The following is a 22,949-nucleotide window of genomic DNA, read 5'->3' on the forward strand; positions in this document are numbered from 1 at the left end:
CAGCCCTAGAGCATCCCGCTTTCAGGTGGGATCACCTGCATGCGGACAAGATGCTCTAGATTCAAAAGGTGAGAGCGACTTTTGTGCGTTCACATGAACGCGCGGCGCTCTGGGGCTGCTTCCTATCGGTCATTACGGGGAGGGCAAGGGGCCCTTTCCGAAGCTCAATCAACGACAAGGAGGACGGCATGCAGATCAATCGTACAGGTTCGGCCCAGTGGTCCGGCGGTCTGAAGGACGGCAAGGGTCAGATCTCGACCCAGAGCGGCGCGCTCAATCACTATCCCTACGGTTTTGCCAGCCGCTTCGAAGGCGTTCCCGGCACAAATCCGGAAGAGCTGATCGGCGCGGCTCATGCCGGCTGCTTTACCATGGCTCTGTCGCTGATCCTCAATGAGGCCGGCTTTACCGCCGAGAGCATGGAAACGACCGCCAAGGTCACGCTTGAAAGCGTCGAAGGCGGCTTTGCCATCACCGCGATCCACCTGACGCTGACCGGTAAAGTTCCCGGCGCCGACGAAGCCAAGTTCACCGAACTCGCCAACAAGGCCAAGGCCGGTTGCCCGGTTTCCAAGGCGCTTGCTTCCGTTCCGATTTCGCTGGAAGTCCACGCGGCCTAAGCGGCCCATTTCGATATGAAGAGCGTCGTGCCGGTGGCACGGCGCTTTGTTTGAAATCTGTTTGAAGTGCTGGGTTTCTACCCCGCTGCATGAACCGGCGAATTTCCGCATATTCTGCCGTAAATGTACAATATCGCATTCATAGTTTGGACTACGCTTTCCGCGCAAAATGCATTGTGCAAAAGGGGATTGCCTGAATGTCCGGACTTACGTTGATTCACGTTATTATCAGCCTGATCGCTATTGTCACCGGTATTGCCGTGGCACGCGGCTTCCTGACTGCCCAGCGCTATGAGCGCACAACGCTGATCTATATGGTCACCACGATCCTCACCAGCCTGACCGGTTTCCTCTTTCCATTCACCGTAGTGACGCCGGGGATCATTGTCGGCACGCTTTGCGTGCTGATCTTTATCCCAACCGTGCTGGCGCTCTACAAGTTCCACTTGGCCGGGATTTGGCGGCTGGTGTACATCGTCGGCGCGCTCGCGCTGCTCTTCTTCAACTGTCTCGTGCTGATCGTGCAGTCGTTCCAGAAGATTCCGCCGTTGCACGCGCTGGCGCCCGCCGACAACGCCCCACCGGTCCTCATTTCGCAGGTGGTATTGCTGGTGGTCATCGTCATCATAGGCTTCCTAAGCGTGCGTCGCTTCCGCCCGCAGCTTCTGGGCGTCTGAGCCGACCAAATCCATCAACGATAACTTTTTTAGCCGCCTCGCTTCTCGGGGCGGTTTCTTGACATTTCTGCCTTGATGATTTACGACTGACGAAAATTGAAAATCGTCAGTCGTAAATTGAAGGTGCGCCATGCTCGATCTTTCTGATGTAAGCGCCGATCCTGCGCGTCAGGAAAACGTAACGCGGATCCTCGATTCCGCCGAAAAGCTGTTTCGCCACTACGGCTACAGCAAGACGACGGTCGCCGATGTCGCCCGCGATCTCGGCATGTCGACCGCGAATATCTACCGTTTCTTTGCTTCCAAGACGGAAATCCACCAGGCGGTTTGCGGCCGCATGATCGCGCAAAGCTACAAGATGGCCTATGACATCTGCCATCAGCCGATCAGCGCTTCCGACCGCCTGCGCAATTATGTGCATGCCCAATACAAGATGACCCTCGAGACCATGCTCGACGAGCAGAAGGTGCATGAGATGGTCGTCGTCGCTATCGAGCGCGATTGGCATGTGATCGAAAAACACATTGACAGCATTCATGACCTTCTTGCCGATGTCATCGCCGAAGGGATCGCCGCCGGCGAATTCCTTGAGCAGGACCCGGGGGTGGCGTCGAAATGCTTCGGTGCGGCGACGATCAACCTCTGCCATCCACAGATGGTCGCACAATGTCTTGCCAAGACGAACCGGGCCGAGGCCGACGATCTCGTCGAATTCGCTATCAGAGCCCTGAAGAAATAACAGTCCACACGCTGGATGATCCGCGTGCCCTTGCATTGCCGTTTGACTAAAGCTGTTTCATCAAGGAGAGCGACATGGTTTCGCTGACGACCACCACCATACGATCCGTTACCGGCGCTGCGCTCTTTGCCGCCATTGCACTCACGCTTTCGGGCTGCAATGAGAAGAAGGAGGAGACGGTGGAAGTGATCCGGCCGGTGAAGGTGGTCGAGATTGCCCAGGCGGATACGACGCGCAAGCTCGACTATTCCGGCTCGGTCAGGGCGCGGACGGATATGAACCTCGGCTTCCGTGTCAACGGCAAGATCGTCGAGCGCAAGGTGGATATCGGCGAGAAGGTCAAGCCCGGCGATGTGCTAGCCCGCATCGATTCCACCGACTATGTTTTGGCCGTGCGCCGCTCGCAGGCAGATCTCGATTCCGCCGAAAAGCAGGTGCAGACCACGGAGCTCGCCCGCAATCGCGCACAGCAGCTCTTCGACAAAAACGTCGCTCCGAAATCGCAGCTAGAACAGGCCGAGCTTTCCTATGACCAGGCCGTATCGACGCGGGATTCCGCCGTGTCAGCGCTGGCGGAAGCGAAGAACCAGGTCGCCTATACCGATCTGACGTCTGATATGAACGGCATCGTGACGACCATCAACGCCGATGTCGGCCAGGTGGTCGGTTCTGGCACGCCCGTTATCACCGTCGCCGTCGACGGCGAGAAGGAAGTGCAGATCGCGGTTCCGGAAATGGACATCGCGCAGTTCAAGGTCGGCAAGGACGTCAAGGCGCGCTTCTGGTCCGACGATGCGCTAGTGCTGGATGGCAAGGTGCGTGAAGTGTCGGGGAGTGCCGATGCGCAGTCGCGTACCTTTGCGGTCCGCGTCAGCCTGCCGAACGATCCGCGCGTGCTGCTCGGCATGACCGCGACAATCGAGGCTCAGGCCGACAATACCCAGCCTTACGTCTCCATTCCACTGAGTGCGCTTGCTGAGAAGGACGGCCAGCAGATCGTCTGGCTGGTCGATCGCAGCGCCGGCACAGTGCATTCCCGCGGCATCAAGGTTGCCGATTTTGCCGATGACGGCGTGCGTGTCGCCGACGGTCTCAAGACCGGCGACGTCGTGGTCGCCGCCGGGACGCAATTCATGACCGAGAATATGAAGGTCAAGGTGCCGAATGCGCAGCAGGCGTCGGCAGAGACAAATGGCAGTGCGGCGGCGGCCGCCGATATCGTGCGCTGAACGGATCGAGGGGCGGGACTATGACCATCAACAGCACCTCCGACGAGAAGAAGCGTTTTAACCTGTCGCGATGGGCGATCGCCCATCCGAGCATCGCGCGCTTCCTGTTTGCGCTGATCATCATCGCCGGCGCGTTTGGGCTCACTCATATGGGCCAGAAGGAAGACCCGGATTTCACCTTCCGCGTCATGGTGGTGCAGACCGCGTGGCCCGGCGCTTCCCTGCAGGACATGGAAGACCAGGTGGTCAACAAGATCGAGCGCAAGCTGCAGGAAACGCCGCATCTCGATTGGGTCAAATCCTATACCCGCGCCGGCTTTGCCATCACCACCGTCCAGATCAAGGGCGACACCAACACCGAACAGGTGAAGGATGCCTTCTATCAGGTGCGCAAGAAGGTCGGCGATATCGCCAATACGCTGCCGGCCGGCCTGCAGGGGCCTTATTTCAACGATGAGTTCGGCGACACCTTTATCACCCTGCATTCGATCAGCGGCGACGGCTACAGCTATCCCGAGCTGAAGAAATTCGCCATCCAAGCCCGCGACATGCTGCTTGCGACGCCCGGCGTCGAGAAGGCTGTCATCATCGGCGACCAGCCCGAGCAGATCTACATCGACGTCTCCTCCAAGGTGCTGGCCGAGCGCGGCCTGACGCTCAACGACCTCAAGAACGCCGTCGTCGGCCAAAACAATGTCGATCCGGCCGGTAATGTCGACACGAGCACGCGCTCGGTGCGCATCTCCGTCGAAGGCGACGTCAACAAGATCGAGGACATCAAGAATCTGCGGCTCAATGCCGGCGGCCAGATCACCCGCCTCGGCGACATCGCAACGGTGAGCGCCGGACTGCAAGATCCTTATACCGCCAAGTTCCTCTATAACGGCCATGACAGCGTCCAGCTTGGCGTCGTGATGGCCAACGGCAACAAGGTGACCGACGTCGGCAAGGCAGTGGAAGAGACCTACAAGCGCTTTACCGCTTCGCTGCCGGTCGGCGTGCAGGTCGATCAGATCTCCAACCAGCCTGAAGTGGTGACCGACGCGATCAGCGAGTTCATGCATGCGCTCGGCGAGGCGCTGGTGATCGTGCTGATCGTCTCTTTCCTGTCGATCGGCTGGCGCTCCGGCCTGGTGATCGCCATCGCCATTCCGTTGGTGTTGGCGGCGACCTTTGCCATCATGTACGAGCTCGGCATCGACCTGCAGCGCATCTCGCTCGGCGCCCTCATCATTGCGCTCGGCCTCCTCGTCGACGACGCGATGATCGTGGTCGAACTGATGGAACGCAAGCTGGAGGAGGGGCTAGTCAAGCTCGATGCGGCGAGCTTTGCCTATTCTTCGACGGCCTTTCCGATGCTGACCGGTACATTGATCACGACAGCGGGCTTCATCCCGGTCGGTTTCGCGGCATCGACTGCCGGTGAATATGTTCGCACGCTGTTCTACGTCGTCGGCATCGCGCTGGTGATTTCCTGGTTCGTCGCGGTCTATTTCACACCGTGGCTCGGCTATATGATCCTGAGGCAGCGACATCATGCCGGCGAGCACCACGATGTCTTCGACACGCGTTTTTATCGCCGCCTGCGGTCATCGGTGAGCTGGGCCGTGCGCCATCGCGTCATCGTGCTGCTTTTGACATTGGCCGCCTTCGTCGGCAGCCTGTGGTCCTTCCAGTTCATCCCGCAGAATTTCTTCCCGCAGTCTTCGCGTCCGGAAATTCTGGTCGATCTCTGGCTGCCGGAGGGCACCAGCATCAAGGAAGTCGAACGCCAGGCGCAGACGTTGCAAGCCCGCATGGCCGATGATCCCGACAAGCGGTTCATCGCCACCTATGTCGGCGAGGGCGCGCCGCGCTTCTTCCTGCCGCTCGATCAGCAGCTCACCAACCCGAACTATGCCCAGTTGCTGATCATGGCCAAGGACGAGCCGGCGCGCGAGCGGCTGATCGTCAAGCTGCGCAGCATGCTTGCCGCCGACTTCCCCTCGGTCCGCGCCAAGGTCGACCGCCTGTTCCTGGGTCCGCCGACCGGCTGGCCGGTGCAACTGCGCGTCATGGGTCCGGACCGGCAGGAGGTTCGCCACATCGCCGACGAGGTGAAGGAACGCTTCGCCCAGAACCCGCTGCTTGGCGCCATCCATGACGACTGGCTGGAGCCGGTGCCGGCAATGAAGCTGGTGATCGATCAGGACCGTGCGCGGGCACTCGGCGTCACGTCGCAGCGTATCCGGCAGATGCTGCAGGCCTCGATGTCCGGCGTCACGCTCGACAACTATCGTGAGGGTGAGGAGACCGTGGGCATCGTCGCACGGGAACCGGACGCCAGCCGTCATCTGCTGACATCGGTCAACTCCATCTATATTCCGACCGACTCCGGCGGTTTCGTGCCGCTGTCGCAGGTTGCCAAGGTCGAGCCCGTGATGGAGCAGAGCATCGAATGGCGCCGTGACCGTCTGCCGACGATCACCGTCAGGGCGACGCTTCCCGACGACGTGCAGTCGAACGACGTCACGGCCAAGCTCTACAACGACATGGCCGACCTTAGAAACAGCCTGCCGGCGGGCTATAAGATCGAGATTCAGGGCGGTGCCGAAGACAGTGCCGAAAGCCAGGCCTCGATCGCCGCCAAGGCGCCGATCATGCTCGTCATCATCGTCGTGTTGCTGATGGCGCAGCTACAGCATTTCGGCAAGGCGATGCTGGTGCTCGCCACGGGCCCGCTCGGTATCATCGGTGCAGCCGGTGCCCTGCTGATCAGCGGTGCCCCCTTCGGCTTCGTGGCGATCCTCGGCGTCATCGCCTTGCTCGGCATCATCATCCGCAATTCGATCATCCTCGTCGACCAGATCGACCAGGATATCGCGGCGGGCATGGACCGGAAGGAGGCGATCATCGGCTCGGCCGTTCGTCGTTTCCGGCCGATCATGCTGACGGCATTGACGGCAGTGCTGGCGTTGATCCCGATCTCGCGGGGCGTCTTCTGGGGACCGCTTGCCTACGCCATGATGGGCGGCATCCTGGTCGCCACTGTACTGACCATCTTCGTGCTGCCGGCCGGCTACGCGCTCTTCTTCGGCCGCGAGCCGAAGAGGAAGGGAGAGGAGCCGGCCGAACAGCAGGTGAGCAACGACGCCGTGGATCATCTACCACCGGCAATGGCAGCGGAATAACAAGCGCGGGCAAAGCGAAAAGGGGTCTCGGCATATGCCGGGGCCCCTTTTATTTTGCGGGATGGTTGCTCAGAAGATCTGCGTGAGGATCGTCTGCTGACCGTCGGCGATCTTGAGGACGGTCAGGCTTCCGCCCATTGCGGCGGCGGTGTCGATGCCGATGCGGTGGTTGCCGAAAACGGGCCGCATGCCCGGTGTATGGCCATGGACCACCAGCATTGGCAATTGCGGGCCTTCGGAGAGGAAGGGGTCGCGGATCCAGATCAAATCCTGGTCGGTTTGTTCGGCGAGAGGTATGCCGGGCCGGATGCCGGCATGGACGAAGAGAATGGGGCCGATGACGATAGCGATCGGCAAAGAGCGCAGCAATTCGACATGCGCGCGCGGGACAGCCTGCCGAACGGTTTCGCAGAGTTCTTCGATGCTCCGACCTTCTTCCAGAAGCAGGTATTCCGCGTCCACGCCATAGGAGGTGAGCGTCTGGACAGCGCCGAACTCCAGCCAATGGCTGTTGGCGCGCGGATCGTCCAGAAACTTCAGGAAGACGTCATCATGATTGCCGCAGAGTATGTAGCGGTCAAAGCCCACGGGCGGCGGCTCGCACAGATGCTGCAGCACTTCGTTCGATCGCGGACCACGATCGACATAGTCGCCGAGGAACATCAGCAGCTTCCGGCCGGGAATCGTGCCGGCATCCTCGACGATGCGCCTTTCCGCTTCGATCAACTCGTCGTAACAGCCATGGATATCGCTCAGCGCATAAATGGCTGCGTAGCCCTCTGCTGTCAGATCGATGCGGGGTCGTCGGTGTTGTTCCATGAACTTCGCCGTTCTCTTGCCGAAAAGCCGATAAAATAGTCCGGTCATGGACATCCGCATACGCCAACACAGCGGGATAATCTTTTGAAAATATTCTAATAATTCCGCGTTTTTGGGGCGGTGCTGCGACGGTAGTCCAGCCGATGGCTCAGCGCAAGATGCGCTGGCGGGCGGGACTTACGCTAAGGTTAAGAAAAACAAGGGGATAAGAGCGGTTACGCTTTGACACGGCCAACGCGGCCCTTGGCGGCAGCCGCGTTGGAGCGTTTTGCGACGGATGAATGCTTGTTCGCCGATGGTTCCGCGATCAATGGAATGTCAGCTATAGGCTCATCCTTCGATGCCTCCGCGACATCCCTTGAAATTGCCCGTGCGGTTGCGATCACCGTGCGGCGAATTTCCTCGATCCGGCGCTCATCGACCCCGGCAACGAAGGGAATGCTGACGGCGGCAATCACCGCGTTCGAGGCATCACGAACCGGGGCTGCAAAGGCATGGACGCCGACCATCTGCTCGCCTGTGTCGCGCGCCCAGTCGCGTTCGCGGAGGAGGGCGAGCTCCTCCAGCATGCGTGCCGGATCCGAGATCGTCTGGTTGGTCAGAGGATCGAGCTTGGAAAGACGCCGGTCGATATCCTCCTGCGGGGAGAATGCCAGCAAGACCTTGCCCGCAGCGCCCGCATGGATCGGCAGGCGCTGGCCGGCGGTCGCCGTCAATGCATATTGGCCGCGGCCCTGGCTGGCGGCGACGACGAGGATCTCGTCGCCCGACAGGACGGTTAGCTTGCCGCCTTCACCCGTGACATCCGACATCTGGTTGAGATGCGGCTGGGCGATCGCCAGGAGGTCGTAACTTGCGACATTCGGCGCCACATGGGCTGCGAGCGTCAACAGCCGCCGACCGAGTGTGTACGTGCCAGCGGGCGAGCGGTGGACGAAATCATGAGCGCTCAGTGTATTCAGCATGCGGTAGACGGTGGTTCGCGACAGCTTCACGGCTTTGACGACCTCACGGATCGTCGCACCTTCCGGTGTCCGTTCGAGCAGGGCAAAGACATCCACCATCCGCTCGATGACCGGAATGCGATATTTCTGCGATGCTTCTTCACTGATCTCAGCCATGCGAAATCCCTAGACGGATGCTGTGTGCGGGCATCCTCCACTCTTATCCCCTGCATTCCTTACGCAAAGCGCCGCTTCCACGCAATGCGCCGTCACCGCGATTGACTTTAGCAGAAAATTACTCCTAAATTCACACATGAACGCATCATAGTTCAAATAAAAACATCTGGCATCATATCCTCCGCAACATATTTGCGATGACGGTCCGATGCCGGCGCTGGAGACATCCGTGGGAGCGGATGCATCCGATGGCTGAGAGGAGATCGCCAGAGCCCAAGGCTTTGGCCGACGAGACAGTCCAAAGAGGAGGTACTGCACGTGAAGAATGTGAAATCGATTGGCCACGTCGCCGTCAGCGTCAAGGATATCGAGCGTTCGCTCGACTTCTACGTCAACAAGCTGGGCTTTGATGAGATGTTTCGCCTGGAGCGCGACAATCGTCTCTGGATCGTTTATCTGCGCATCACCGATACGCAATATATCGAGCTGTTTCCGGATGCGGTCGGCGACAGCGCACCGCCCTTCGCCAATGTCGGCTTCAACCATCTCTGCCTGGAAGTCGACGATATCGACGGCGCGATCGCAGAGCTGACCAGCAAGGGCGTGGTGCTCACCGCGGAAAAGAAGCTCGGTGTCGATCATAACTATCAGGCCTGGATCGCCGATCCCGAAGGCAACCGTATCGAGCTGATGCAGCTCGGTGAAAAGGCCCTGCAGTTACAGGCGATCGCCCGCATCAAGGCCGGAGGCTGATCGCGATGGATCTCTTCAAGCATCTCGGCCACATCGCGTTGCGCGTCGCCGATCTCGATGCGTCGCTCGCTTTCTACAACAAGCTCGGCTTTCGCGAGATGACGCGGCTGTTAAACGACAAGGGCGAAGCCTGGATCGTTTATCTGCGCATCAACGACGACCAATATCTCGAACTATTCCCCAAGGGCGTCGACAGGCCGGAAACCGGGCCGAACAGCATCGGCATCTTTCACATCTGCCTGACGGTCGAAAACATCGATACTACTTTCGCCGAATTGGCGAAAGTCGGCATCCATCCGAGCAAGCCGCGCCCGGAAAAGCCCGGCATCGATCACAATCGTGGCGGCTGGATCGAAGATCCGGACGGCACGCAGATCGAGGTCATGGAAATGGCGCCGAACTGCATCCAGCTTCAGGCGATCGAACGGCTGCGCAAAGAACCGGCCTGAGGGCAAATGTTTCTCCCGGACGCCGTTGTGGGCGACGAAAGTCGCTCCGGCGGTGACCGGGAGTTTCAAGTTCTAAACCTTTACTGACTACCCTTGATAGGCTGCCTGCAGACCGGCGATGTCGAGCTTGACCATCTGCATCATCGCCTGCATGACGCGTGCGGCCCTGACGGGGTCAGGATCGGACAGAAGCTTGCCGAGCACGGTCGGCACGATCTGCCACGAGACGCCGTAGCGGTCCTTCAGCCAGCCGCATTGCTCGATCGCGCCGCCGTCAGCGAGCCCGTCCCATAGCCGATCGACCTCCGCCTGATCCGTGCAATCCACTTCCAGCGAAATCGCATGGGTATATTCGAAGCGCATGCCGCCATTCAGCGCCATGAAGCGCTGACCGGCGAGGGTAAAGTCGACGACCAGCACACTGTCGGCCTTGCCGGCCGGCGTATCGACGATGTTCTTCTGCACGTGGTCGATGCGTGAATCCGGAAACAGCGAAACATAGAACTTCGCGGCCTCCTCGGCCCCGCGCTCGAACCACAGGCATGGCGCAATCTTAGACATGGGTGATCTCCTCTCTCGGGTTGGAATGGTCAGAGGACGGATGCGGAGAGGAAATACCGACAGGGGTGGAGAAATTTAATCAGGTCTGCGGCGGAGTAGCATTATTCGGAGCCATCCTGCTCCGGCATGGAATGTTCTAAAATGGGTATCCACCACCGGAGCAAGCCCCTAACTAAAATGTGGGAATGCTTACAGTAGCGAGAATCATCGTGACTTTTCATCGCGGGTGATTTTGTTGCGAAAGTTAGGGTATTTGCGATTTGGTCGGCCCGCTCACCATGTTCCGATGAACGCCGCACAGGCCAGCAGCGCCCCCGTCAGAATATTTGCCAGGAACAGGCCGAAATTCACCTCCGGGCGAGCAAGGTCAATCCGCCAGGTCTGCCAGGCGAGATGCGCGGCAATTACCAGCATTCCGATGGCGTAAGGCAGCGACATGCCCAACAGCCAGCCCCCGAGCGACCACGCACCGACCGTCAAAGCATAAAACAAGCCGATATAGGTCTTGCCGTTCGGCCCGAACAGGATCGCCGTCGATTTGAGGCCAAGTTGGGAATCGTCTTTCACGTCAACGTAAGCATAGACGGTGTCGTAGCCGATCTGCCATGCGATGGCTCCGGCCCACATGAGGACGGCACCCGCCGGGATATGTCCCGTAACCTCGGCCCACGCCATGAGCATCCCCCAATTGAACGCCGCGCGCAGGACTGCCTGCGGCCAATGGGTGAAACGCTTGCAGAGCGGATAGACGAACACGAGTGGCAGAACGCAAATGGCGACAAGGCGCGTGTAGGGCGTCAGGAAAAGCAGGAGCGAGGCCGCCAATGCGAGCTGGATGACCAGAAAGGCCAATGCTTGTCGCACACCGATCTGTCCGCTTGCCAAAGGCCTAAAGCGGGTCCGCTCAACGTGGCCGTCAAACTTTCGGTCTGCAATATCATTGACCGTGGAACCGGCACTTCTCATCAGCAAAGCGCCCAGAGAGAAGATAGCCAGTTGCCGGAGATCGGGAAGTCCATACGATGCCTGAACCAGCGCAGCCCAACAGGGGAAAAGCGTCAGCCATATTCCTACGGGGCGATCCAGCCGTGCCAACCGTGTGTATGGCCGCCATGCGATCGGCAACCGACGATCCACCCAGTCGCCCCGGTGAATGTCGCTTAAGTCTGGGCGGCCTAGAGTTGTCATGGCGTGATCCAAGTTCTTGTCGCGAAAATCCCAATTAAAGCGAGAATTTTGCGACTGAATTTCGCGGCATAGTAAAAATGGGCATCCTGCGACAGTTAGAATGCTTCACGAAGATATCTTCGGCAAGAAGACGCCCGCAACGCCCATGCCGCAAGCGGATTCGGCACCATTGTCTACTTTGGATCCACATTTCAGTTTGAGGGGCTGCGCGGCCAAAGGTGCTATTCGCCGAAGTACCTCCTGCGCAGCGGCAAAAGAAGGATTGCCGACGCAACTCCCAAAGCGGCGCCGACGAAGGTTTCCCAAACGCGGGCCGCCAGCACCCATACCGAATATTCGCCACTCGCCGCTAAGGTGACAACCAGCGCAAAGGCGAAAGCGGCACTTGCAATGTCGTAGCGTTCCGGCAGAGCCATGGCGTAGATGATCATTGCGATCGCCGCCATGATCCAGATGAGGATTTGGACGTCCGCGGCAATGGGCAGCCAAGCAAGGCCTAGAGGAACGCCGATCATCGTACCGATCAAGCGGCTGCGAGTACGCTCCATTGTGCCGGTGAATGAATTTGTCACGGTATAAGTGCATGCCGTGATGGCCCATGCGGATTCCTCGAGGCCGAACGTGTCGTTCATCGCGACGATGGCGATCGCGACAATCGCAGCCTGCAATCCCGTCATCAATTCCCGCGAGCACCAGCCCAGCTCGGCGCCTTTCGGCATCGCCATGGTGGGCGGAAGAACTGGTCGCTCGGCAGGTCCGCTCAGCAGACGAGGAACGATTGCCGCGACGGTCGCAATCAATCCTGCCGCGACGATAGCCTTTAAGTCCGACGCAGTCAGGCCTAGGCTGTAAGCGAGGAGTTGGCCGATATAGATCTGAGACCCGATTCCGCCGCCGAGAATACCAAAGCGTTTGAGATAGCCGACAAAAAAGGCACCGCTCGCTAATACGATCTCGACGCCGGGAAGTCCGGGTCCGTTGAGAGCGGGGGTACATACTGCCATTACAAACGCCCCGATCGTTGCAAACGCAGTGAGGAGCGCGATGTCCCGGCTCGATTCGAAACGCGACGTCCGCGCCTCCGAAACGCTCGCCCAAAGCGCGATACCGCCGGCGAGCACACTTATGGAAGCCGCGCCGGTAAAGTGCGTCAAATCGTGCAAAGTGCCGAGCAGGGCTGCTATCCCGTAGGCCGTGACAAGCCGCAGGCCTTTGATGCGGCGGTGAACACCAGGATCGATACGGTCAATCCATGAAACGATGCCTGCGGCTACCGTCTTGTAAGTGGGGACCGGATTTGAGTCGCGCGCATCGGCTGAAGCCGGGTGCTCCAGCATGCGGCCTTCGACGTTGGTTTCATCCGGAGTTCTGTCACGCATTGACAAACTCAATCTCAATTGCCCGGCATAACTATAACTATTAGCTGCTTTAAAGTCGCCATGACAATCGCAAAGCGTGGCGGAGTGAAGCCGCAGAGCTGCACCGATGGACACGCGGAAAAGGTCCGCACGAACCATTCTGGCGTCGTGCAGACCATGTATGAATGCCGAAGGTGTTAGACTGTCGGAAGCGGCGGAATAGGGCGTTCCGCAGCGGCATCTGTCGCTCTGGCGATGGCTTCCCAACGATCCGCGTCAGCCATTCTCGCTTCTTCGGCCCGACGGACCATTTGGAATGCATCGCCGCCGAGCACGATATGAGGCGGGAGCGACTCCGCTTCGGCAAGCTTCAAGACAACCTCTGCAACTTTGACCGGATCGCCGGCCTCGTTGCCCCAAATTCCGTCTATCTGCTTCAGGAACGCCCCGACCGACCGCTCATAGTCAGGCCATATCTCTGGCCGTTCCTTGTTGGCCGTCCTGCCAAAATTGGTGCGCATGCCGCCAGGCTCAAGCGCCGTCACCTTGACACCGAACGGAGCGACTTCGAGAGCGACACCTTCCGTGAAGCCGCCGACACCCCACTTCGCCGCAAAATAGGAAGCATTGGCGGGAAACGCCATGCGCCCGCCGATTGAGGAAATCTGGATGATGTGTCCGCTGCGCTGCCGGCGCATGAATGGGAGAACCGCCCTCGTGAGGTTGACGACGCCGAACAGGCAGGTTTCGACCAGCTTGCGGAAATCCTCGGATGGCGTCTGCTCGAAGGGACGCAGATCACCGTAGCCGGCGTTATTCACCAGCACATCGATCCGGCCGAATGTCTCGACCGCCGTCTGCACCGCGGCCTTGCCTTCCTCTTCATCCGTTACATCGAGCCTGACGGCGCGCACTTGCGCCCCATACCGGGCGACCAGATCGGCCAATTGACCGGTGTCGCGGGCCGTCGCGACAACGCGATTTCCGGCTTCGAGCGCCTTCTCGGCGATGACGCGGCGGAGGCCGTTGCCGCTCCCCGTAACGAGCCAAACTTTCGACATTTCATAGTCTCCTTTATCTTGACTGTCCAGTCAGTCATTTATTTCCGTAAGAAACAAACTCCCTCATTGGAGGGTATTCCACAGTGCTTCGAAGCCGGATTCGCAGAGGGCGCTCGCCTTTGCCGGATCGCGGATCATGAAGTCCATCGTCGTTGTCGCCATGGCTTCGACGAGGGCGCCGACATAGGGCGCCGGCGCGTCGTGCAACGCTCCATTGGTGCTCGCCCGCCGGATCAGCTCGAGCGTCGACGCTGCGGCCTCATAAGCCGCTTTGCGGCTCAACTCGGTAATCTGGTCGGAGACGCTGAGCTGCGCCAGCACGCGCCGCTTCAAGGGATGCGATGCTCCCCAAAACGTCCAAGTGAGCCAGAGGTGGCGGAGCTGGGCGCGTGTGTCGTCGCCCCCGGGCATTTCCGCCAGCACCGTCTCGGTAAGTTCTCTCTTCAGCTCCAGATAAAGCGCGTTGAGCAAATCGGTCTTGGTTGCGAAATAAGTGAAGATCGAGCCGTTTGGTACGCCGGCCTTTTTGGCGATTTCAGCGGTGGCCGCACCGAGCCCCTGTTCGGCGACGAGCTCGGTCGCTGCCATTAGTATGGCATTTCGTCTGTCCTCGCTGAGTGGTCTTGCCATGCTATCCCTTCTCGAACCAATTCGGTTATATAGATGACTAACTAGTCACTCATTATCAAGAGGGCGCTAATTTTTTTTTGAAAGCTCGTAGTCGGTGACGTCAAAAAAAGAAGCCCGGCCGAACTGCTCCTGCCGGGCTGCTGTCTGATATATCGAGGCGCAGATCAGAAGATCTGATCGTAAGCATCCTGCATTGCCTTGACGAAATCGTCCTCGGTGCGGTTCGGGTCGCTCCAATATTTGTCGGCCTCCTCCCAGATCGTCCGATACCAGTCGGCATCGGCGGTGTTGAAGGGGTTGGAGACCTGCTTGTTCGGGTCCTTCAGTGTGTCGAGGACGAGTTTGTTGCAGGCGTCGAGATTGGAGGTGTCGACGTCGGTGCGAACGGGGCTTGCGCCCTTCTTCGAGACGAATTCGGCGTTGATTTTTGGATCGACGTCGAGCTTTGCGAAATCCTCCTGCGCCTTTGCCGTATCGGCATTGTTGGTGTTCAGGAAGCCCCAGGAATCAACCGTCACCACCACGGCCTTGGTGCCGGGAATGTTGATGCAGTCGAAATCGGTACCGAGCTTCTGGTTGGCAGCGAGGAATTCGCCTTTCATCCAGTCGCCGTGGATCTGCAGCAGCGCCTTGCCGGTGATGACAAGGTTGGTCGTGTCGTTCCACTGACGGTTGGGTGAGCCCGGATCGGTGTGCTGCTGGATCTGGCGAAAGCGCTTCAGCGCGGTGCGCATTTCCGGCGTGTCGATAACGCTCTTGTCGGGCTTTTCGCCATAGAAGCGGTTGTAGATGTCGGGGCCTTCCTCGGCGGCGATCACCGCTTGCAGGAGATAGGCCTTCTGGAACTGGTCGCCGCCTTGCGCGATCGGGATGTAGCCCTTGGCTTTCACCTTGTCGAAATCTGCAAAGAGATCGTCGAGGGATTTCCAGGACTTGGGATCGACGCCGGTCGCTTCGGCCACATGCTTGTTATAATAGATCATGCCGTCGATATGGACGGTTGCTGGCGCCTTCATGATCTCGCCGTCGACGGTGATGTTCTTCAGCACAGCCGGCGGAAAATTCTTGGTCGCGCCGATGCTGTCAAATAGTTTCGTCAACGGAACGCCCATGCCCTGCTTGGTCAGGTCGCGATAGATGCCGGGGTCGGAGTTCATGAAGATCGCGGGCGGGTTGCCGCCAGTGATCATGTTCATCAGGCTGACATTGGCGCCGGAATCATGGGCGATCGACAGGTCCTTCCACTGGTGTCCGTCCTTGCCCCAGGCGTCCCGCAATACGCCGAGCGCGGCGATTTCAGAGGGTTTCGACCAGGTATGATAGACGACGACCTCATCGGCCGACGCCGTGCCGGCAAGCACCGTGCCCGCAAGCAATGCCGCGGCCAGGCCTAAAGCTTTCCACTTCATCATGCTTCCTTCCTCCCATCAGAATTATCTTCAGAAAATTAGAGGCCTCAAAGCCGCTGTCCCGTCTGCGCGTCGAAGACGTTCAGCTTGTCGAGCGGCAGATAGACCGGCAAATCCGTGCGGCCGCGATAGCGATTGGCATTGCGGCCATCGATGCGAACGGCGACCGTTCGTCCGGCAAGCGTCAGAAATACGAAGGCATCCGCGCCGGATTTTTCGAAATATTCGACGGGGCAGTCGAAGCGCACGGTTTCGCCGCCGTCCTCATGCGGCTCCGTGAAGAAATCCTCGGCGCGAAAGCCGACCTTGACCGCGCTGCCGGCGACGCCTTTGTTCTTCCATTTGTAAGCATTGAGATTGATCGAGACGGCGTTCGGCTCATCGACCGCGACAAGGCCGCTGCCGTTCTGCTTGACCGTGCAATCCAGCACGTTCATGGCCGGGGAACCGACGAAATCGGCGACAAACAGATTGGCGGGCTCGTTGTAGATCTGATCCGGCGTGCCGAACTGCTGGATGACGCCCTTGTCCATGACCGCGATCTTGGTCGCCATCGTCATGGCCTCGACCTGATCGTGAGTGACGTAGACGACGGTGTTCTTGAGCTGGTTATGCAGCTTCTTGATCTCGATGCGCATCTCGTTGCGTAGCTTGGCGTCGAGGTTGGAGAGCGGTTCGTCGAACAGGCAGACGCCATATTGCTTCACCAGCGCCCGGCCGATGGCGACGCGCTGGCGCTGGCCGCCGGAAAGCTGTGACGGCTTGCGGTCGAGCAGGTGCTCGATCTGCAGGAGTTTCGCCGCCCAGGCAATGCGCTTGTCCGCCTCTTCCCTGGATATGCCGCGCGAGGAAAGGCCGAAATTCATGTTTCCACGTACGGTCTTGGTCGGATAGAGCGCATAGGACTGGAAGACCATGGCCAGCCCCCGATCCTTGGGGTCAAGATAGCTGACGTCGCGATCGGCGATCCTGATCTCGCCGCCGTCTATTTCCAGAAGCCCAGCCAGCAGGTTGAGCAAAGTGGTCTTGCCGCAGCCGGAAGGGCCGAGCAGCACGAGGAATTCGCCGTCGCCGATCTCCAGGTTGAGATTTTCGATGACGGTGAGAGCGCCGAATTTCTTGACGATATTATTGAAGGCAATGGTCGGCATTAAGCTATCCCTTGATTGCGCCGGCGGTGATGCCCTGGACGAAGAACTTGCCGAGAACGAAGTAGATGACGAGCGGCGGCAGGGCAGTGAGCAGCGCCGATGCCATGTCGACGGCGTAGTTCTTGGCGCCGGTCGTCGTCACGGTGATGTTGTTCAGCACCACCGTCATCGGCTGCGTGTCCTGCGCGCCGAAGGTGAGGCCGACGAGGAAGTCGTTCCAGATGCCCGTGATCATCAGGATCAGCACGACGACCATGATATTCCCGGACATCGGCAGGACGATCTCGAAAAAGATGCGCCAGAAGGAACCGGAATCGATCATTGCCGCCGCGATAATCTGCGGCGGCAGGCCGCGGAAATAATTGCGGAAGATCAGGGTCAGGAAGGGCAGCGACAGCACGCTGTGGATGACGGCGATGCCGAAGGTGGTGCCGTAGATATGCAGACTGCCGGCGATTTTGATCAGCGGATACATGATGATCTGGAACGGCACGAAGGCGCAGATGAACAGCACGAACAGGAAGCCGTTCGCCCATTTGACGTTCCATAGCGCCAGGCCATAGCCGGTGACGATGGAGAGCGAGATCGTCAGCACCAGGCTCGGCGCCAATATATAGAGTGAATTGACGAAGCCGACGCGCACGCCGCTACAGTTCATGCCGGAGCAGGCCTGCGTCCAGGCATAGGACCAGGCATCCGTGGTCCAGGGCGAAGGCAGGGAGAAGATCTGGCCGAGCCGGATCTGATCCATCGTCTTGAAGGAGGTGACGATCACCACATAGAGCGGCACGGCGAAGAAGGCGGCTGCCATCAGCAGAAAGACGAAGATCACCACCCGGCTGGGGCGGATCAACGGCCGCCGCCGTGCCTTGACCGTGACGGGGGCCGACGTGTTGGCATTGGAACTGATCGCCGTCATGTCGCGCTCCTCTTCTGTCTCCAGACCGTGGCGAGAACGAGCGGCAGGAACAGGACCAGGGTGGTCAGCAGCATGACCGTGGCGCCGGCCGAGGCATAGCCGAGGTTCTGTTTCTGCCAGTAGGCGTCGATGACGAAATAGGCCGGCATGATCGAGGCGCCGCCGGGTCCGGCATTGGTCATGGCGACGATGATGTCATAGGCCTTCACCACGCCGATGCAGAGCAGGATGATGCAGGTGAAGAAGGTGAGCTTCATCATCGGGATGATGACTTCGATATAGAGCCGCCAGAAGGGCACGCCGTCGAGGCGCGCGGCCTGCCAGATCTCGGTATTGATCGACTTCAGCCCGGAGAGCATCAGCGCCATGAAGAAGCCGGTCGACTGCCAGACGGCGGCCAGAATGACGCCGAACATGACGGTGTCCTGGCTCGCCAGCCAATTGAACGAAGCGCTTTGCCAGCCGAACGAATGCAGCACGTTCTCGACGCCGAGGCCAGGATTGAACAGCCAGCGCCAGACAAGCCCGGTGACGATCAGCGATATGGCGAGCGGATAGAGAAAGATGGTGCGGAAGATGCCTTCGCCATGCACTTCCTTGTCGATCATCGCGGCCAGGATGAAGCCGAGGATGATGGAAAACAGGCTGCCGATCGCGAAGATCACCAGGTTCTGCAGGGATAGCAGCCATGACGCGTCGTGAAACAGCCGCCAATATTGCTTCCAACCGACCAGTTCGTAATCGGGAAAGCGCCGGCTCGCCGTGAACGACAGATAGACCGTCCAGGCAATGGCGCCGACAAAAAATACGAGCGTCATCAAGGCCGCTGGCGCAACGGCCAGATGCGGCGTGACACGGCTCCACCGGATTCCCATGAGCCTCCTCCCCAGGTCGTCGCGCGCTTACTCCTCAGAAAGTTCGCGACACCTGTTTTTATATGAACTTCCTCTAGTTCATAACGAATTAAATATTGGGGCGGGTTGCCGCTGTTGTCAATGACGTAAGGGGATTCATTTGTTGTGGAGGATGCAGGCTAGTTTTTATGTGAACAAGTAAGGGAGGTGCTGCAGATGTCGGGCGTGGAATTTGCGGAGAGTGCGTCACCCCCTCTGTCACTGTCGTGACATCTCCCCCACAAGGGGAGATTGATAACCTGTGGCGCTCGCTCGCCTTAAGCAAATATCGAATCCAATGAAACTGCAGGTCCTACTGCTGTGCGTGGAGAACACCCAACGCTCTCCCCCATTGTGGGGGAGATGTCGCGAAAGCGATAGAGGGGGTATCAGAGGCGCGGCATACGGAGAGGCTGCTTGCCAGCAACGAAACCCGCCTCAACCTCCCGTCGCCAACCGCTCCGCAAACTCGATCGCCTCGATCAAACTCCGCTCATTGGCAATCCCTTTGCCGGCGATATCGAAGGCCGTGCCGTGATCGACGGAGGTGCGGACGATCGGGAGGCCGAGGGTGATGTTGACGCCGGAGAGGTCCATCCATTTGCCGGTGGCGGGATCGATCTCGAAGCCCAGCAGCTTGACCGGGATATGCCCCTGATCGTGATACATGGCGACGACGGCGTCGTATTGGCCGGCGCGCAGCTTGACGAAGACGGTGTCGCCGGGGACCGGGCCGACGATATCGAACCCGTCTTCGACCGCCTTGGCGATCGTCGGCGCGGAAATATCGATATCCTGCCGACCGAACAGGCCGCCTTCGCCGGCATGCGGATTGAGCGCCGCGATCGCGATTTTCGGCCTGGCGATGCCGAGGTGCTTGAGCGCCTTGTCGGTCAAGTCGATGACGAGGCGCAGCCGCTCCGGCGTCAGCCGTTTGGGAACATCCTCTAGCGCGACATGGGTGGTGACGTGGCTGACGCGCATATTGCCATGGGCGAGCATCATGACGGAGCCGCGCGCGCCGGTGAGTTCGGCCAGCAGCTCGGTATGGCCGGCATAGTGGAAGCCGGCCTTGTTCAGCGCCTCTTTATTCAACGGCGCAGTGACGATGCCGCCGATCTTTCCGGATAGAGCGAGCTGCACGCCCTTTTCGATCGCCTTGAAGGCCATGCGGCCGCCATCGGCGGAGAGCACGCCCGGCAGGATCGGCTCGCCCTCAGCGTCGGCCTGGATGAAACAGAGGTTTGGCCAGTCGCCGTCCATCTGGGTCTCCGGAATTGCGGTATCGAGGCCGAGCTGTTGCTCCGCGAGCCGGAGCGAGGGGCCGCTGCCGAGGATGGCAAGGCGCAGATCGCAGGCCCCAAGCCTGTCCTTCAGCCGCGCCGCCGCCTTGACGATGATCTCCGGGCCAATGCCGGCGGGATCGCCCATGGTGATTGCCAGATGCCGCTTCATGCCTTGCTTCCTTCGACCATCAATCCGTTTTCGACCAGCAGATCGCGCCATAAATCCGGGCCGCCGAAGGCGCCGGATTTGGAGATGACCTGCACCTTATCCCAATGCCCGCCTGATATGACCGAGCGCGGTAGGCCCGGCGCCACCTGGCCGGTGACCCTGAGCGCCTCCGCGCCAAGCGATGAACACAGGCCGCGCAAAGTCTCGCCGCCGGCGACGATCACTGTGCCCGGCGCTGGCAAAGCTTTTGCGACGCTGCCCAGCGTTTTCCCGATCCGCGCCGCCGCATCGCCGCGATCGAGCCCCGCAGGAAGATCGACGCTGACGAGGGCGACACCGGTCTGATTGAGCCCGTGCTTTACCGCATCCACATCGCCGTCTTCGCGGATCTCCACCCAGGATGACCCGCAGGCTTCAAGCTGCGCCCGCGTGACCGGCTGGTCGGAGCCGAACAGCCCGAGCACCGGCCTCTCCAATATGCGCGAGGCGCCAACCTCGCGGCCACGCGCCAAGGCCCGCGCCAGCCCGCCGGTGCCGCACCAGAGAACCGGTCCGCGCGCCTGCCGGGCAAGCGCTACAATTCCATCGAGATCGGCATCCGTCTCTGCTTCGAAGATGCTGACGCCGTCCGCCAGACCATCTCCGACAGCCGCAAGCGACGCCGGCAATCCCTCAACTTTCAGCGTCTCGGCCAGATCGCCGCTGACGTCCCGCCATGACCCATCCGCCGTCCGCATAATTTGCCGCCCATTGCGCGTCCGCCGCCCATGATGCGGAAAGGCCGGCGCGACGATGCAATGCCGCCAATACCCCAGCCGGAAACAGGCAGCCAGCTCCGCCGCCCAAGGCCCGCGAAACAGGCTGTCCACCTTCTTGAAGGCGATATCCGCCCCCTTCAGCAGCGGCGCAAACCGTTCGACAATGGCGATAGCTTCGGCCGCCGAGCGCTCGCGCGTGCCGCTATCGATGGCAAGGCATGCCTTACCATCCGCTACCAAACCATCCCCCAACCCGATCTCGATCGGCCCGCACAGCCCGACGAATTCGACGGATGTATCGAGCGCGCCGGTGAGATCGTCAGCGAGGAGGCGGAGGATGGGCATGATCGGTGAGAGCCTTCGGCGGGCTTGCCGGGCGGGGGGTGGGGACATGAGAACGAGGCCTCGCGGAGGCGCTTCGTTGGGATGCACTCTTGAGCGTTCGCCGGGGCTTGTCAATGGAATTGCTCCGGCTTCGGGTTTCGCCTCTCCTATCCCGCCACGGCCATAAATAAACCGCCATGGCGCTCATTGCATTTACCAGCCGGTGCCTATGCGACTATGCTCGCATGACAGCGATAGGGCGATGGGGGTTTCATCGCTACAGGGAGAACAGAGTGAGCTACGATTTCCATGTGGGCCAGAAGGTCGTCTGCATCGATGACAAGTTCAAGCATGTCAGCATCGACCAATTGATCCGCAAGGGCACGATCTACACGATCCGCTGGGTCGGCGAATACACGCATTATGTCGATGGCACCTTCATCGGCGTGAAACTCGAAGAAATCCACCGCGGCAACGACGACGGGCCCGAAGGCTACGGCGCCGCAGACATGCCCTACCGCGCCAGCCGCTTCCGCCCGCTGGTGAAGGATAAGATTGCGTCATTGCGCAAGTTGCTGGCCCCGACGCCGGATGCACCGGTGGAGCCGAAGGTGAAGGTTAAGAAGACGGAGAAGGTTTGATTGGGGGTAGCGCGAAACTTCTGCCGCCCTTGTAAGCTAGGCTTTGCTGTGCTCTCGCAAGCCCATGCTCGATCAGTCGGTCGACGAGTTCCGGATAGGAAATGCCTGATGCGCCCATGGCCTTGGGATACATGCTGATATTGGTGAAGCCCGGCATGGCTTCGGAGCAAGCTCTTCTCGCCAGCGAGCATCGATGCTCTTGCGCCAATGGATAACGGAACGGGGTTGCAAGCGACATCGGCGTCCGATAGCACTCATCGGCATTCAGAGACCGTTAAACGCCTTTTGGCTAAACTGCCGCTCTCACGGGGTCGAAGCTGCAATGAAATTGAATGAAGAAGGTCTCAAGTGCCGTCTGCTGGCCAAGTTTCGTAGGGAGCGCACATTAAGGGCGTCCTCAGTTGTTGCTTCAGAGTTCGTTCTCGGACAGACCGGATGCCGCAGTGATCTAGCGATATGGAACGGTAGCTTCATCGGCATAGAGGTGAAGAGTGCGCGGGATTCACTTGCCCGGTTGCCGGATCAAATGAGAGCGTACCGCAAGTTCTTCGATAGCGTTATCCTGCTTTGTGACGAGGCTCACCTAGCAAGGGCCGAAACGCTTTGCCCAAGCGGCGTCGGAATCTATGTCTGGCGGAATAGTGAGCTTGGTCTTTTCCGTGATGCCGCGATCAATCGGGATACTGACAGACGCGAATGCGTAAGGTCGCTCAGTGTCAAGCAGCTTCACTCATGCCTCAATCTGAAAGAAGGGGGCAGGTACTCACGACCGCAACTTGAGGAACGTGTGTTCGCAGACACATCGATTGATGTCAGGTCGTTGGTAGTCGGAGCTTTTGAGGCCACCTACAGAACTACGACAGAGAGATTCTTACGGGAGATCAATGGGAAGCGTATCGCTCCAGATCACCTGACCCATTTAAGTCGGTTTGCCTTAAGCCGAGCTGGGTTGAGACACAGCCACAATGCGCGCGAGAGCTTCTGGAGGCAGTGGGAACAGCAAGCGCAGGCGGTATTCAGCTAG

The 22,949-nt window shown here is 59.7% G+C and carries 22 protein-coding genes and 1 pseudogene; 9 read left to right on the forward strand and 14 right to left on the reverse strand.

What is annotated here, in order from left to right:
* The first annotated feature begins 188 nt into the window (after nucleotides 1-188).
* The 5 genes from FHT86_RS28755 to FHT86_RS28775 all read left to right on the forward strand — a co-directional run bounded on the left by FHT86_RS28755 (nucleotide 189) and on the right by FHT86_RS28775 (nucleotide 6,435).
* Nucleotides 189-620: an OsmC family protein gene (locus tag FHT86_RS28755; protein WP_133710326.1), complete on the forward strand. Its 432-nt coding sequence runs from the start codon at nucleotides 189-191 to the stop codon at nucleotides 618-620.
* Nucleotides 621-817: 197 nt separating this feature from the next.
* Nucleotides 818-1,297, forward strand: coding sequence for a hypothetical protein (locus FHT86_RS28760; RefSeq protein WP_133710327.1), 480 nt, complete (start codon nucleotides 818-820; stop codon nucleotides 1,295-1,297).
* A gap of 130 nt (nucleotides 1,298-1,427) precedes the next feature.
* Complete coding sequence (locus tag FHT86_RS28765) at nucleotides 1,428-2,036, forward strand: TetR family transcriptional regulator (protein ID WP_133710328.1); 609 nt, start codon at nucleotides 1,428-1,430, stop codon at nucleotides 2,034-2,036.
* 74 nt (nucleotides 2,037-2,110) lie between these two features.
* Nucleotides 2,111-3,265 carry an efflux RND transporter periplasmic adaptor subunit gene (locus FHT86_RS28770; RefSeq protein WP_133710329.1) on the forward strand — a complete coding sequence of 385 codons (1,155 nt, stop codon included), beginning with the start codon at nucleotides 2,111-2,113 and terminating at the stop codon, nucleotides 3,263-3,265.
* A 20-nt stretch (nucleotides 3,266-3,285) separates the two neighbouring features.
* Nucleotides 3,286-6,435: an efflux RND transporter permease subunit gene (locus FHT86_RS28775; RefSeq protein WP_210298052.1), complete on the forward strand. Its 3,150-nt coding sequence runs from the start codon at nucleotides 3,286-3,288 to the stop codon at nucleotides 6,433-6,435.
* Between the two features lie 69 nt (nucleotides 6,436-6,504).
* On the opposite strand, the gene FHT86_RS28780 is transcribed toward FHT86_RS28775, so the two are convergent.
* Both FHT86_RS28780 and FHT86_RS28785 read right to left on the reverse strand, forming a co-directional pair.
* Nucleotides 6,505-7,254: a metallophosphoesterase family protein gene (locus tag FHT86_RS28780; protein WP_133710330.1), complete on the reverse strand. Its 750-nt coding sequence runs from the start codon at nucleotides 7,252-7,254 to the stop codon at nucleotides 6,505-6,507.
* Nucleotides 7,255-7,469: 215 nt separating this feature from the next.
* Nucleotides 7,470-8,375 (reverse strand): IclR family transcriptional regulator, encoded by a 906-nt coding sequence (locus tag FHT86_RS28785; RefSeq protein WP_210298054.1) that lies wholly within the window; start codon nucleotides 8,373-8,375, stop codon nucleotides 7,470-7,472.
* A gap of 318 nt (nucleotides 8,376-8,693) precedes the next feature.
* On the opposite strand from FHT86_RS28785, the gene FHT86_RS28790 reads away from it, so the two are divergent.
* Complete coding sequence (locus FHT86_RS28790; protein WP_133710331.1) at nucleotides 8,694-9,128, forward strand: VOC family protein; 435 nt, start codon at nucleotides 8,694-8,696, stop codon at nucleotides 9,126-9,128.
* A gap of 5 nt (nucleotides 9,129-9,133) precedes the next feature.
* Nucleotides 9,134-9,577, forward strand: coding sequence for a VOC family protein (locus FHT86_RS28795; protein ID WP_133710332.1), 444 nt, complete (start codon nucleotides 9,134-9,136; stop codon nucleotides 9,575-9,577).
* An 87-nt stretch (nucleotides 9,578-9,664) separates the two neighbouring features.
* On the opposite strand, the gene FHT86_RS28800 is transcribed toward FHT86_RS28795, so the two are convergent.
* The 11 genes from FHT86_RS28800 to FHT86_RS28850 all read right to left on the reverse strand — a co-directional run bounded on the left by FHT86_RS28800 (nucleotide 9,665) and on the right by FHT86_RS28850 (nucleotide 21,305).
* Nucleotides 9,665-10,138: a VOC family protein gene (locus tag FHT86_RS28800; RefSeq protein WP_133710333.1), complete on the reverse strand. Its 474-nt coding sequence runs from the start codon at nucleotides 10,136-10,138 to the stop codon at nucleotides 9,665-9,667.
* Nucleotides 10,139-10,411: 273 nt separating this feature from the next.
* Nucleotides 10,412-11,326: a 4-hydroxybenzoate octaprenyltransferase gene (gene ubiA / locus FHT86_RS28805; RefSeq protein ID WP_133710334.1), complete on the reverse strand. Its 915-nt coding sequence runs from the start codon at nucleotides 11,324-11,326 to the stop codon at nucleotides 10,412-10,414.
* Between the two features lie 221 nt (nucleotides 11,327-11,547).
* Entirely contained in the window at nucleotides 11,548-12,705 is a 1,158-nt protein-coding gene (locus FHT86_RS28810; RefSeq protein WP_210298056.1) for an FUSC family protein, read from the reverse strand.
* A gap of 176 nt (nucleotides 12,706-12,881) precedes the next feature.
* A complete protein-coding gene (locus FHT86_RS28815) occupies nucleotides 12,882-13,745 on the reverse strand; it encodes an SDR family NAD(P)-dependent oxidoreductase (protein WP_133710335.1) in 864 nt (287 codons plus the stop codon).
* 63 nt (nucleotides 13,746-13,808) lie between these two features.
* Nucleotides 13,809-14,375 (reverse strand): TetR/AcrR family transcriptional regulator, encoded by a 567-nt coding sequence (locus FHT86_RS28820; RefSeq protein WP_133710336.1) that lies wholly within the window; start codon nucleotides 14,373-14,375, stop codon nucleotides 13,809-13,811.
* Between the two features lie 164 nt (nucleotides 14,376-14,539).
* Nucleotides 14,540-15,787 (reverse strand): ABC transporter substrate-binding protein, encoded by a 1,248-nt coding sequence (locus FHT86_RS28825; protein ID WP_133710337.1) that lies wholly within the window; start codon nucleotides 15,785-15,787, stop codon nucleotides 14,540-14,542.
* A gap of 44 nt (nucleotides 15,788-15,831) precedes the next feature.
* Nucleotides 15,832-16,935, reverse strand: coding sequence for an ABC transporter ATP-binding protein (locus tag FHT86_RS28830; protein WP_133710338.1), 1,104 nt, complete (start codon nucleotides 16,933-16,935; stop codon nucleotides 15,832-15,834).
* A 4-nt stretch (nucleotides 16,936-16,939) separates the two neighbouring features.
* Entirely contained in the window at nucleotides 16,940-17,854 is a 915-nt protein-coding gene (locus FHT86_RS28835; RefSeq protein ID WP_133710339.1) for a carbohydrate ABC transporter permease, read from the reverse strand.
* Complete coding sequence (locus FHT86_RS28840) at nucleotides 17,851-18,729, reverse strand: carbohydrate ABC transporter permease (RefSeq protein ID WP_133710340.1); 879 nt, start codon at nucleotides 18,727-18,729, stop codon at nucleotides 17,851-17,853. The genes FHT86_RS28835 and FHT86_RS28840 overlap by 4 nt, the downstream gene beginning before the upstream one ends.
* Nucleotides 18,730-19,185: 456 nt before the next feature.
* A complete protein-coding gene (pdxA, locus tag FHT86_RS28845) occupies nucleotides 19,186-20,202 on the reverse strand; it encodes a 4-hydroxythreonine-4-phosphate dehydrogenase PdxA (protein ID WP_133710341.1) in 1,017 nt (338 codons plus the stop codon).
* Complete coding sequence (locus tag FHT86_RS28850) at nucleotides 20,199-21,305, reverse strand: four-carbon acid sugar kinase family protein (RefSeq protein ID WP_133710342.1); 1,107 nt, start codon at nucleotides 21,303-21,305, stop codon at nucleotides 20,199-20,201. Before FHT86_RS28850 ends, pdxA begins: the two co-directional genes overlap by 4 nt.
* Nucleotides 21,306-21,577: 272 nt before the next feature.
* On the opposite strand from FHT86_RS28850, the gene FHT86_RS28855 reads away from it, so the two are divergent.
* The gene (locus FHT86_RS28855) at nucleotides 21,578-21,925 is read left to right on the forward strand and encodes a hypothetical protein (RefSeq protein ID WP_041677988.1); all 348 of its coding nucleotides are present in this window, start codon (nucleotides 21,578-21,580) and stop codon (nucleotides 21,923-21,925) included.
* Nucleotides 21,926-21,968: 43 nt separating this feature from the next.
* Here the strand turns inward: FHT86_RS28855 and FHT86_RS38955 are convergent.
* A pseudogene (locus FHT86_RS38955) lies at nucleotides 21,969-22,082 on the reverse strand (D-alanine--D-alanine ligase A); the annotation flags it as partial.
* Nucleotides 22,083-22,247: 165 nt separating this feature from the next.
* On the opposite strand from FHT86_RS38955, the gene FHT86_RS38960 reads away from it, so the two are divergent.
* Nucleotides 22,248-22,949: a sce7726 family protein gene (locus FHT86_RS38960; protein WP_166656954.1), complete on the forward strand. Its 702-nt coding sequence runs from the start codon at nucleotides 22,248-22,250 to the stop codon at nucleotides 22,947-22,949.

Origin of the sequence: Rhizobium sp. BK313 (genome assembly GCF_014193655.1) — a bacterium.
In the GTDB taxonomy this organism is placed as follows: Bacteria; Pseudomonadota; Alphaproteobacteria; order Rhizobiales; family Rhizobiaceae; genus Rhizobium.